9 protein-coding genes (1 of these 9 only partly in view) are annotated in these 12294 nt (G+C 63.2%); 5 read left to right on the forward strand and 4 right to left on the reverse strand.

Going from position 1 to position 12294, the window contains the following annotated elements; all coding sequences use genetic code 11:
- Positions 1–445: the beginning of a sugar ABC transporter substrate-binding protein gene (locus Q0367_RS01470; RefSeq protein WP_297633392.1), read on the reverse strand. The gene continues 884 nt to the left of window position 1, outside the view; 445 of the gene's 1329 nt are visible here — the first part of the coding sequence; it begins with the start codon at positions 443–445; the stop codon falls past the left edge of the window.
- A gap of 150 nt (positions 446–595) precedes the next feature.
- On the opposite strand from Q0367_RS01470, the gene Q0367_RS01475 reads away from it, so the two are divergent.
- Positions 596–1207: an HAD family hydrolase gene (locus Q0367_RS01475; protein WP_297633390.1), complete on the forward strand. Its 612-nt coding sequence runs from the start codon at positions 596–598 to the stop codon at positions 1205–1207.
- On the opposite strand, the gene Q0367_RS01480 is transcribed toward Q0367_RS01475, so the two are convergent.
- Positions 1204–2502, reverse strand: coding sequence for a glycosyltransferase (locus Q0367_RS01480; RefSeq protein WP_298980696.1), 1299 nt, complete (start codon positions 2500–2502; stop codon positions 1204–1206). The genes Q0367_RS01475 and Q0367_RS01480 overlap by 4 nt on opposite strands.
- Positions 2503–2607: 105 nt before the next feature.
- Between Q0367_RS01480 and Q0367_RS01485 the strand changes: the two genes are divergently transcribed.
- From Q0367_RS01485 to Q0367_RS01495, 3 genes are all read left to right on the forward strand, one after another.
- Positions 2608–3375, forward strand: coding sequence for a PIG-L deacetylase family protein (locus Q0367_RS01485; protein WP_298980697.1), 768 nt, complete (start codon positions 2608–2610; stop codon positions 3373–3375).
- Between the two features lie 157 nt (positions 3376–3532).
- Positions 3533–5281, forward strand: coding sequence for a DUF1800 domain-containing protein (locus Q0367_RS01490; RefSeq protein WP_298980698.1), 1749 nt, complete (start codon positions 3533–3535; stop codon positions 5279–5281).
- A 33-nt stretch (positions 5282–5314) separates the two neighbouring features.
- Positions 5315–6682 carry a DUF1501 domain-containing protein gene (locus Q0367_RS01495; RefSeq protein WP_297633383.1) on the forward strand — a complete coding sequence of 456 codons (1368 nt, stop codon included), beginning with the start codon at positions 5315–5317 and terminating at the stop codon, positions 6680–6682.
- Between the two features lie 119 nt (positions 6683–6801).
- Here Q0367_RS01495 and Q0367_RS01500 read toward each other — a convergent pair whose 3' ends face one another.
- Positions 6802–7623, reverse strand: coding sequence for a S9 family peptidase (locus Q0367_RS01500; RefSeq protein ID WP_297633381.1), 822 nt, complete (start codon positions 7621–7623; stop codon positions 6802–6804).
- Between the two features lie 33 nt (positions 7624–7656).
- Complete coding sequence (gene secA / locus Q0367_RS01505; RefSeq protein ID WP_297633379.1) at positions 7657–10614, reverse strand: preprotein translocase subunit SecA; 2958 nt, start codon at positions 10612–10614, stop codon at positions 7657–7659.
- Between the two features lie 366 nt (positions 10615–10980).
- Between secA and Q0367_RS01510 the strand changes: the two genes are divergently transcribed.
- Positions 10981–12015: a TIGR03617 family F420-dependent LLM class oxidoreductase gene (locus tag Q0367_RS01510; protein WP_298980699.1), complete on the forward strand. Its 1035-nt coding sequence runs from the start codon at positions 10981–10983 to the stop codon at positions 12013–12015.
- Positions 12016–12294: the final 279 nt, after the last annotated feature.

Raw genomic sequence — 12294 nt, forward strand, 5'->3', positions numbered from 1 at the left:
CGCTGCCCTGATATTTGGCCGACTCCAGCAGCCCCGGCCAGTAGTCGTTCAGGTCATAGCCGGACGCCTCGATGTAAGGGTCGAGGTTTTCCAGCACGCCCTCGGCGGCGTAGCGCGGGGTCGGCCACAGGAAGGCGACGTCCGGGATCACCTTCGGATCGCCGCTGGCCCATAGCGCCTGAATCTTGGTGAAATAGTCGTTCCAGGGTTGATGCCAGATGTCAATCTTGATCTCGGGGTGCTCTTCCATGAAGGCGGCGGCGACGCGCTCATGCGAGGCTTTCTCCTCCGGGCTGCCCCAGAAGGCCCACGTGATGGTCACGGCTTCTCCGGCGGCGGGCGCGCCTGGGGCAGCCGCCTGCGGAGCGACGCCTGCGCAGGCCGACAACGAAACTGCAAACACAAGCAAAATCAGGCCAATCCCTATTTTCCCTTTGAGCTGCATAAGGCACTCCTCCTTCGCTCAATCCATCGGTTTTTGTGTTAGATTTTGAGGTGTGCAATGGGTTGCGAGACCATTGCGAAGGCGAGATCGAGTTCGATCATAGCACGGTCAAGAGGGAGCAGCAAATACTTTTTGAAAGGTGTTCAAGAGATGATCAAGGCTGTAATTTTCGATGTCGGCGGCGTGCTGGTGCGCACCGAAGACCCTGCCCCGCGCCGGGCGCTGGAGGTCGAACTCGGCTTGCAACCCGGGGAAGCCGAATTCCTGGTCTACAACAGCGAGATGGGGCAAAGGGCGCAGCGCGGTGAGATTACGGCGCAGCAATTGTGGCGTTGGGTTCAGGAGCGCCTTCACCTCGACGACGCCGGGGTCGCCGCGTTTCGCCGTCAGTTCTGGGGCGGCGATCGCCTGAACACGTCCCTGTTGGCGCTGGTGCGGTCGTTGCGTCCGTCCTATCAGATGGCAATCATCTCCAACGCCATGGACGATCTGCTGCCGACGCTCACCGAAGTTTATCCAATGGGGGACGCCTTCGACCTGATCGTCGGCTCCGCCTATGAAGGAGTGATGAAGCCGGCGCCGGAGATCTTTCTGCGCACGCTGGAGCGCCTGGGACGGCGACCGGCGGAGGCGATTTTTATCGACGATTTTATGCACAACGTCGAAGGCGCCCAAGCGGTGGGCATGATCGCCATTCACTATACGCCCGATTTGGACGTCGCCGCAGCGTTGGCCGCGCATGGCGTCGTCCCGGGCCGTTAGGCCCGTGCAGGATGGTGCGCAAGCGTCTCCTCGTACACAGCGGCGATGCGCTCGGCGATGATCGCCCAGTCGTAGTCGCGGGCGTAATGCACAGCGTTGCGCGAAAGGCGCTCGCGCAACAGTCGATCGTTGAGCAGATCGGCGATGCGGTGCGCCAGCGCCTGCGCATCGCGCCGCGGCACCAGAAAACCGTTGTAGCCATCGCACACCACGTAGGCCAGCCCGCCCACCTCCGAGGCGATCACCGGCGTTCCCATCGCCATCGCCTCCAGCGCCACCATGCCAAAACTCTCGTAATGCGACGGCATCACAACCATTTCTGCGGCGGCGTAGTAATAGGGCAATATATTTTGATCCCGCGCGCCGGCGAACGCCACCAGATCGTCCAGCCCCAGCTCCAGGCTCATCCGTTGCAGCCGCTCCATTTCCTCGTCGAGCGTGTCGGCCCAGGGGTTGCCGCCGATGATCGTCACACAGGTCTCAGAAAGGTCGGCGATGCGCCGCTCCTTGAGCAGCGCGATCGCCTCCAGCAGCGTGTCGATGCCTTTGAGCGGCTCGATGCGGCCGGCGAAGAGGATGTTCTTACGTTGCGGCGGGATGCCGATCATCTGCTTGGCCTGAAGCTGGGGAATCGGGTGAAAGTGCGCCAGGTCCACGCCGGGCGGCGCAACGACGATCTTTTCCCGCGCTGCGCCGTACAGTCGCACCAGTTGCTCCACCTCCGCAGGCGTAGGGGCGATGATGCGATCGGCGATTCGAACCACCTGCGTTTCGCCGTCGAGTCGACTCTGCGAGGCGCGCTCGCTCGGGTCGCGGGCGATCTGGTTCTTCATATGGCCGAGGGTGTGAAACATCTGCACGATCGGCGTCCCGCCCCAGGCCCTGGATAGCGCCTCCGCTGCGACGCCAGAAAGCCAGTAGTGGCTGTGAAGGACGTCGTAGCGCAACCCTTCTCGCTCCGCAAAGTCGAGAATATTGGCGACGAATTCGTCGAGATAGCGCTCGGTTTCGCTGACCGGGATCGGACGCTCCGGCCCGGCGGGAACATGCATGACCCGCGCGCCAGGGCCAAGATCATGCACGACGCGCGGGGCACAGTCGTCCTGCGAGCGCGTGAAGACGTCGACGGTGATCCCCTTCTTTGCAAGGGCGCGGCTGAGGTCGCGCACATAGACGTTCATGCCGCCGGTCTTCTTGCCGCCCAACATCGCCAGCGGGCAGGTGTGATAACTGAGCATCGCCACGCGCAAAGGCTCGGCGGGAGCTGTGCGGTTCGTGAGGCGTGTTGTTTCCATCGCGACGCTTTTTCTTTGCAGGATAGAAGCCTTGCTCTGATAATTTGACCTTTATTGTAGAAACAAAACGTTGGATTCTCTGTAATTTCATCGACGCAAGCAGCCATGACCGAACTTGCCAGCTTCTACGACGCCATCTACCTTTCGCCCCATCTCGACGACGCCGCTCTCTCCTGCGGCGGACAGATTGCACAACGCACGCGCAGCGGCCAGCGCGTCTTGATCGTCACCGTCATGGCGGGCGATCCGCAGCAGGACGTGGAAAACGAGTACATCCGCAGCCTGCACGAACGCTGGGCGCTGGGGCGCGACGCCGCCGCCCAACGCCGCAACGAAGACATCGCCGCCTGCGCCGTCCTGGGCGCCGACTTCTTGCACTGGCCGCTGCCCGACTGCATCTATCGCCTCCACCCTGTCGATGGCCGACCGCTCTACATCTCGGACAATGACATTTTCGGCGATGTGCATCCGGCTGAACAGCCGTTTGTGGAGCAGATCGCCGCCTGGCTAAAGACGTTGCCGGCGCACGGGCGCTGTTATGCGCCTCTCACGGTCGGTCATCACGTCGATCATCTGCTGGTGACGGAGGCGGCGCAGCGCGCCTTCGGCGCTGCACTCTACTTCTATGAAGACTACCCCTACGCGCAACAGCCGGGCAAGCTCTCCGCGGTGCTCGACGCGGCGCCGACGCAGTGGACGCCGACCGTCGTCTCGCTCACAGAGGTCGACCTCGCAGCAAAGATCGAGGCGATCCTGGCGTTCCGCTCGCAACTGAGCACCTTCTTCACCGATCGCGCCGACCTGGAGCGCCAGGTGAGGGGCTATGCAGCGTCGGTGGGAGGGGAGCGACTCTGGCGCAAGCACCAGGGGTGAAAGGCGTCGATCAAACGCATGGATTGCGTAGGTCGCATGTTTTATGTGCGCAACGACTTTTGCACATGGTCTGTGATAAAGTTTGCGCGTATTCTCTGTGTGGCGATTCACTCGCCCGCAATCTTGTCAGGCCACAGTCAAAGCAGGAGAAAGCGCTGTGTCTTCACCAGAACTGCTTGATGCTTCGCTCGAGTCGATGGCCGGGGCCGAACCGGAGCCGGCGCTCAGCCGTCGTTCGCTGTTGCAGAAGAGCGCGGCCATCGCTGCAACAGCTGCAGTGGCGCTTCGACCGGCGACCGCCAGCGCCCAGGAGGCGCCGCCTGCCCCGGCGATGCGCACGCCCTCCAGGCGTTCCGCTGCAAGCGTAGACGCGACGCCTCCCTCCCCCGAAATCATTGCGCTCAATCGCATGGCGTTTGGCCCCCGGCCGGGCGATCTGGACGCCCTGATGGCGTTGGGAAGCAACAGCGAAGAACGGCTGCGCGCCTTCGTCGATCAACAGCTTGCGCCGGAGACAATTGACGACAGCCAGTGCGAATCGATCCTCGCCGCCCAGGGCTTCACGACGCTTCACAAGTCCCGTCAGCAACTGTGGACGGATCACGCCATCGGGGACGCGCCTTGGAGTGAGCGGATGAAGCCCTTGGAGGAGACGATCCGGGCCACCTTCATTCGCGCCATCTACAGCAAACGTCAGTTGGTCGAGGTGCTGGCCGATTTTTGGCACAACCATTTCAACGTGTACGCATGGGATCGCTGGGCCGCCAGCACCTGGGTGCACTACGACCGCGACGTAATCCGCGGCCACCTGCTCGGCAACTTTCGCCAGATGCTCGGCGCCGTCGCCAAAAGTCCGGCCATGCTCTACTACCTCGACAACATCTCCAACACCAGCGCCGGGCCGAACGAAAATTATGCACGCGAGCTCTTTGAACTGCATACGCTCGGCGCCGAAAACTACTTCGGCGTCGCCTCGATCGTCGGCCCGGACGGCGGCTACCACCACCCTGCGCCGAAAGACGCCAACGGCGTGGCGTTGATGTACATCGACGAAGACGTCTACGCCGCCACCCAATGCTTCACCGGCTGGCGCATCGACCAGGCGACGGGCAATTTTCGTTTCGACGACGCCGTGCACGCCAAGTACTCGAAAATTGTGCTGGCCAAGGCGACGCCGAGCGGCGCCGGCGTGCAGGACGGCGAATTTGTGCTCGACCTGCTCGCCAATCATCCGGGGACGGCGCGTTATATCTGCCGAAAACTTTGCCGACGCCTCATCAGCGACAACCCGCCGGAAACGGTCGTCCAGGCGGCGGCGGACGTCTTCTACGCCAGGCGCAACGCGCCGGATCAGCTCAAGCAAGTGGTGCGCACCATCTTGCTCTCGCCAGAGTTCCGCTCAACGTGGGGCGAGAAGATCAAACGCCCCTTCGAGTATGTCGTGAGCCTGCTGCGCGCCGCCAACGCCAACTTCGCCTGGAGCAACGACTTCCGCTGGCGATACGAACCGCTCGGTCAGGCGCTCTTCAGCTGGCCTCCTCCCGACGGCTATCCCGACACCAAAGAGCGCTGGACGGGCACCATGACCATCCTGCAACGCTGGCGCATCTGCAACTGGCTGATGGACGGCTGGAAGATCGGCGGTGAAGGGGAAGACAAAAACAATCTTCGCATCGACTGCGTCGTTCAGACGCCCGCCAATGTCCGAAGACCCACAGCCTTGGTCGACTTTTGGTCGCGCCGCATCCTCGGTCGCCTGCTTCCGACGGAAGAGCGCCAGCCGATCGTGGAGTTCATGGCCGCCGGCCGCAATCCTGACCAGGACCTGCCCGCCGACCAGATCGCAGAGCGTCTGCGCTTCATGGTGGGCCTGATCTTTATGTCACCTTCGTTCCAGTGGCGGTGAACGCGCCGTTTCAAACAAGGAGAACCAGCGCCCATGTTCAAACCAACGCGACGCGGCTTTCTGGTCGGTTGCTCTGCGGCGATCGCCGCCTGGGGCAGCGGGCTGAGTTTTACGGCCTTCGGCAGCGCCGAAGCCGAACCCAATCAAAACATCATCGTGGTGATTTTCCTGCGTGGGGGCATCGACGGGCTCAGCGTCGTCTTCCCGATCGACGGAGCCGACCGCGGATATTATCAGTCCAAACGACCATCGTTGGCCATCCCGACCAGCGGAGACAACGCCGCCCGTCTCCTCAACGACCGCTTTGGCCTGCATCCCGGCGCAGCCGCCCTGCATGAGCTCTACCAGGATGGCAAACTGGCGATCGTCCACGCCACCGGCCTGACCAGCGACACGCGCAGCCATTTCGACGCCATGCAGTACATGGAGCTAGGCACCCCGAACAGCAAGAGCATCGGCACCGGCTGGCTGACCCGTCATCTGCAATCCGCCGAAAGTCTGCCCGCCGAAATCGTCATGCCGGCGGTGGCGGTCGGCAATCTGCAGCCCACCTCGCTCTTCGGCAGCCGCGAGAGCGTGGGCATGACCACGCCCAACGACTTCAGCTTCGGCGGGCACTGGCGCTACGGCGAATGGCAGCGCTCCGCCATGCGCAAAATGTACAGCGGCGCCTCCTCCTGGCTGCATCAGGCGGGCTTGCAGACGCTCGACGCCATCGACGTGATCGAAAGGGCCAATCCGCAAAGTTACACGCCGGGCAACGGCGCCGTCTACCCGAACACCGGCTTTGGCCGCAGCTTGCAGACGGTGGCCCAGGTGATCCGCCTCCAGTTGGGCCTGCGCGTGGCGACGCTCGACCTCGGCGGATGGGACACGCACGAGTATCAGGGCGACGCCGGCGGCGGCTATTTCCGCTCGAAGCTGGAAGAGTTGAGCAACGGCATCGCCGCCTTCCTGCTCGATCTCAGCAACGACAACGGCGTCGATCACACAAAACGCATCACGGTCGTCGTGATGAGCGAATTCGGCCGCACCTTCCAGGAGAACGGCAGCCGCGGCACCGACCACGGACACGGCAACATCATGCTGGTGGCGGGCGGCGCCGTCAACGGCGGCCAGGTCTTCGGTGAATGGCCCGGCCTGGCGACGGATCAACTGTACGATCGTCGCGATCTCGCCATCACGACCGATTACCGCCGCGTGCTCAGCGAAATCCTGATCCGACGGCTCGGCAACCCGAAACTGGGCGCAGTGTTCCCAGGCTACACCGGCTATGAGCCGTTGGGCGTGGTGCAGGGCGCAGACCTCGAGGTCGATTACGGCTCTTCGACGCCCACGCCTTCCCCGACGCCGGGACAGTCGCCAAGCAACCGCATCTACCTCCCCACGGTGCAGCGATAATCGCAACTACTTCTCATCAAGGCGCGTCGCGCCAGAGGCGGGAACCACATCTGCGTAAGTCATCGCCCCTGGCGCGACGATTTCGTTCGCCATTGGCGCATACATGCCTACGGCGTGACTTACCAGAACGTGCGCAAGAGTTCGATCACGCGCGCAGCGGCGGGCGTCCGCGCATCGACCGGCTCGAAGTGGCCGGTATTATCCAGCGGCGCCAGCCGGGCGTCATCTCCGGCGTGCACGGCAAATTGCACATACGCCTCAACCAGGTCGATGGGGACAATGGCGTCGTTGCGCCCGTGGAGGTGAATGTGAGGAACGCCGAGCGGGGTCAACGCAGCGGGCGACGCCTGGGCGTAGCGTTCGGGAACTTCTTTGGGATCGCCGCCCAGCAGCTCGATGATGGCGTCGTCGCACACTGCGCGTTCGGCAGCCGCAGCCAGGTCTGGAATGCCGGCGATCGAGAGCGCGCCGCGCAGGGGCAATGGATCGGACGCGAAGAGCGGACTGTGACGTGGCAGGCGTGCACGTCCGGCCAGCCAGAGCGCTAAGTGTCCACCGGCCGAATGACCGGCTGCAATCACGCGATGCAGGTCAAGCGCATGAACGTCCGCCAGCGTGCGCAGAAAGTCGAGCGCGGCGCCGACGTCCTGAAACGTCGTCGGCCAGCCGCCGCCTTCGCCCAACCGACGATACTCGATATTCCACACCGCGATTCCATGCGCTGCAATCGCCTGCGCCAGCTGTCCGAGCGGTGCGAGGCCGAATTCCGCCTGCCAACACCCCCCGTGGATCAGCGTCACGACCGGGTGCGGCCCCGGCGACGATGGGAGATAGAGGTCGCCGAACTGGCCGGCGTGGGGTCCATAAAACCATCGGCGGCTGGCCGGAACGACAGGCAGCCGCCGATAGGCTTCAACTGTGAGCGGTGAGCGAGCGTCCACGTCTTCCACTCTCGCCGATCGCCGAACGATTCGTCACTTCGCCGCCATGCGTTGCGGCGCGCCTTGCGCCTGGTCGCTCTTCATGTGGCAGTTCTTGTATTTCTTGCCGCTGCCGCACCAGCAAGGGTCATTGCGGCCGAGCTGCTGTCCGCTTTTGCGCACCGTTTGAGGTTTGCCGTCGCCGCCGTCGCGATTGGTGCGAATGTTGCGTGCAATCGGGGCAAAGAGCGGCGTCTGCTGCGCTTGCGCCTGCGGCTGCAACGCCAGGGAGAACACGGCGCGCACCGTGTCGCTGCGAATGGCGTCGATCATCTCGCTGTACATTTCAAACGCCTCGCGCTTGTACGCCACCACCGGGTCCTGTTGCGCCAGCGCGCGCAGCCCGATGCCCTCGCGCAGGCGGTCGAGGTCGGTCAGATGGCGCACCCAGCGACTGTCCACCGCCATCAGCATCAACTGTTTTTCGGCGCCGCGCATCAGCTCTTCGCCGATCTCTTTTTCCTTGGCCTCATACGCCTGCAAGGCGAGGGCGATGGCGTCCGCCTCGATCTCGCTGCGTTTCTTGTTTTCCCAGCGCGCGGGCGAGAAGTCGGGCGGGAGGTGATGGACAAGGGCGCGCAACGCCTGCGCCAGCTCCTCCAACTCCCACTCGTCTTCCAGATCGGCGGCGGTGTACTGCGCCACCATCTGGCGCACCTCGTTGGCGATCATGTCTTCGATCGTCAGGCGCAACGAAGGCTCGGTGAGGATGCGCCGGCGCTGTTCATAGATGCGGTTGCGCTGTTCGTTGACCACTTCGTCGTAGCGGAGCACGTGCTTGCGGATGTCGAAGTTGTAGCCTTCGACCTTGGTCTGGGCGTTCTCGATCGCCTTGTTGACCAACCCCGCCTCGATCGGCACGTCATCCTCGACGCCGAGCCGCGCCATGATGCCGGCGATGCGCTCGCCGCCGAACTTGCGCATGAGCTCGTCTTCCAGGCTCAGATAGAAGCGGCTGGAGCCGGGGTCGCCGAGACGGCCGGCGCGGCCGCGCAGCTGGTTGTCGATGCGTCGCGCCTCGTGGCGTTCGGTGCCGATCACATGCAGCCCACCCAATTGGCGCACAAGCTCGCGATCGCGTTCGACGGCGCGCCACTGCTCGGTGAGCACCTGCGCCCACCGGTCGCTGTAGATCGTCGTAGGATCTTGCCCGCGTTTGAGCATGTCGACGGCGCGGTTCCACTCACTCTGGCGAATGGTGGAGAGATCGAACTGCTCCTTGCGCAGTTGCTCGCGCGCCAATCCTTCGGCGTTGCCGCCCAAAAGGATGTCGACGCCGCGGCCGGCCATGTTGGTGGCGATGGTGACGGCGCCTGGCCGCCCGGCCTGGGCGATGATCGTGGCCTCGCGCTCGTGGTTCTTGGCGTTGAGCACCTCATGCGGGATGCCGCTGCGCTTGAGCAGATTGCTCACGTATTCGCTGGTCTCGATCGCCACCGTGCCGACCAGCACCGGCCTGCCCTGGCGGTGCTTTTCCTTGATGTCTTCCAGCACCGCCTTGAACTTGGCCTCTTGCGTCCGGTAGACCAGGTCGTCGAGGTCCTGGCGGATCACCGGCTTGTAGGTGGGGATTTGCACCACTTCGAGGTCGTAGATGCGCTGGAACTCTTCCTCTTCGGTCTTGGCGGTGCCGGTCATACCCGCCAGTTTGTTGTACATGCGGAAGTAATTTTGGAAGGTGATCGTGGCCAGCGTCATCGACTCTTTCTGCACCTTGACGCCCTCTTTGGCCTCAATCGCCTGGTGCAGGCCCTCGGCGTAGCGCCGGCCTTCCATCAAGCGGCCCGTGAATTCATCGACGATGATCACCTCGTTGCCGCGCACGATGTAGTCGCGGTCGCGATGGTAGAGGGCCACGGCGCGCAGCGCGTTGTCGAGATAAGGCAACATCTCAAAGTGCTCAGGGTCGTAGAGATTGTCGATCCCGAGCGTGCGTTCGACGTAGGCGATGCCTTCCTCGGTCAGCGTCGCCGTCATCTCCTTTTCGTTGACGACGTAGTGCTTCCCCGGCGTCAGGCGCTTGGCGAGATTGGCGAACTGCACGTAGTAGTCGGAGCTTTCTCGCGCCTCGCCGGAGATGATCAGCGGCGTGCGCGCCTCGTCGATCAGGATATTGTCCACCTCATCGACGATGGCGTAATGCAGCTCGCGTTGCACCACCTGGCTGATGTCGCGCACCATGTTGTCGCGCAGGTAGTCGAAGCCGAACTCGTTGTTGGTGCCGTAGGTGATGTCGGCGAGATAGGCCTCGCGCCGCGTGATCGGCTTCAGATACTGGAAGCGGTCGTCGGCGTTGGGAAACTCCGGATCGAAGAGAAAGCTGGCCTGGTCGGGATGGCCGGCGCTGTTTTGGATGACCGCTGCGCTCAGGCCCAGCATGTGATAGATCGGCCCCATGAGCTGAAGGCCGACTTTCGACAGATAGTCGTTGGGCGTGACCAGGTGCACGCCGTGGCCGGTCAAGGCGTTCAGATAAAGCGGCAGCGTGGCGACCAGCGTCTTGCCTTCGCCGGTCTTCATCTCGGCGATGCGGCCGCTGTGCAGCACCATGCCGCCGAGCAGTTGCACATCGTAATGGCGCAGGCCGGTTGTGCGCTTGCTGGCCTCGCGCACGGCGGCGAACGCTTCGGGCAGAATCTCCCAGAGGATTTTCTCCTCTTCCTTGCGCAGCTCCTTTTTCAGGCGCTCGACTTCCACGCGGGCGAATTTCTGGTTTTCCGTGCCCAACACGGCCAGATATTCTTGCTCGGCCTCGGCCAGCGCCTCGCGAATTTCCGCCGTAGCTTCGGCGATGCGCTCCTTAAAGCGCTGCGTCATAGCGCGCAGCTCTTCGGCGCTCTTGCGCTCGAATTCTTTTTCCAGGCCGTTGATCCGCTCGACGATCGGACGATACTTTTTGAGCGCCTTCTCGTTTGGATCGCCGGTGATTGTGTAATAAAGTTTTTTGAACATGTGAGAACACCTTTAACCATCGACTGCCCGTGGTCGGCGCAACTTGTAGGTCAGCGCAGAGGACCGGCAGTCGTTTTTCTGCAACGCGCGCCGTCCTGGCAAGACGGCGTTTTTCCCAGCAAATATGTATTGTACCATGCGCAGCGTCACGGTCAATGTAAGCACGATGCAGATGCCGGGGCGCGCCTTGGAGCGCTGGCCGCAACCAAAGCATTTCGGAAGACCCGGGCGTCGATCTGCATGTTCTTTGATGCAAGACGACTCTGGAGCCTGCTTCGTTCCTCGCCCTCTTTGCGTCGGCGTCTGTGGTATACTTGCGAGCGGATTGCGCGTGCATCCGCCCATCATCCAAAGCTTGAACACTCTATGAAGTTTGACGCTTACCTGCTCACAGGCGATCTGCGCCAGATGCCTACGCTGGCCGCCGCCATCGAAGCCGCCGGCTTCCACGGCGTGTGGACGGCGGAAACCGCCCACAATCCCTTTCTGCCGCTGGTGTTGGCGGCGGAGCACACCCGGCGCATTTCGTTAGGCACGGCAATCGCCGTGGCCTTTGCGCGCTCGCCGACGACGCTGGCGCACATCGCCTGGGATTTGCAGCGCTACAGCCAGGGGCGTTTCCTGCTCGGGCTGGGGACGCAGGTGAAAGCCCACGTCGTCCTGCGCTACGGCATGCGCTGGGAAAAGCCTGTGCGCCAGATGCGGGAGACGATCGAGGCGATCCGGGCCGTTTGGGAAAGCTGGCGCAAGGGCGGAACGTCGCTCAACTACCGGGGGGAGTTTTACACGCTGCGGCTGATGACGCCCTTCTTCGCCGAGCCGCCGCTGGAGCATCCGGACCCGCCGATTTACATCTCGGCAGTGAACGAGCAGATGCTCCGTCTGGCGGGCGGCCTGTGCGAGGGGGTGCACATTCACCCCTTTCATTCGGTGAAATATCTGCGCGAGTACGCCTGGCCGCATCTGCGCGAGGGAATGCGCAGCGCAGGGCGTTCGCGCCTCCATTTCACGGCGGTGGCGGCTGTGTTTGTCATCCCGACCGACGGCGAAAAGCCTGCCAGCGTCTATGAGCGCTCGGTGCGCGAACAGATTGCCTTTTACATGAGCACGCCCGCCTATCGCACGATCGTAGACCTGCACGGCTGGACGGCGACGGCGGAGCAGCTCAGCCTTATGGCTCGGCAAGGGGCATGGCAGGCGATGGGCGAGCGGATCACCGATGAAATGCTCGACGCCTTCGCCGTCACAGGAAGCTGGGCGGCCTTGCCCGGCTTCATTCAACAGCGTTACGCCGGTCGCCTGCTCGACCGCGTCGCCTACTATTTGCCCTACATTCCCGGCGAAGAGCAGGAAGGGTGGGCGGCGACGCTGCGAGGATTCCGGCGGGAGCCTGCGGAATGACGCTTTGCAGCGCTTCGTTAGCCTGTCCGGGACGTCGGGGCGGTCGAGGGCGTGCGGCTGAGAGCCGCACCTACGAACATTGAGGGGGGATTTTGCGTTCGGGTGGCAAACCGGTCGGCCTTGTTCGTGGCTTCGGGGCGGTCGAGGGTGTGCGGCTGAGAGCCGCACCTACGAAAATTGAGGGGGGATTTTGCGTTCGGGTGGCAAACCGGTCGGCCTTGTTCGTGGCTTCGGGGCGGTCGAGGGTGTGCGGCTGAGAGCCGCACCTACGAAAATTGA

The sequence above is a fragment of the uncultured Caldilinea sp. genome (assembly GCF_937128415.1).
GTDB lineage: Bacteria > Chloroflexota > Anaerolineae > Caldilineales > Caldilineaceae > Caldilinea.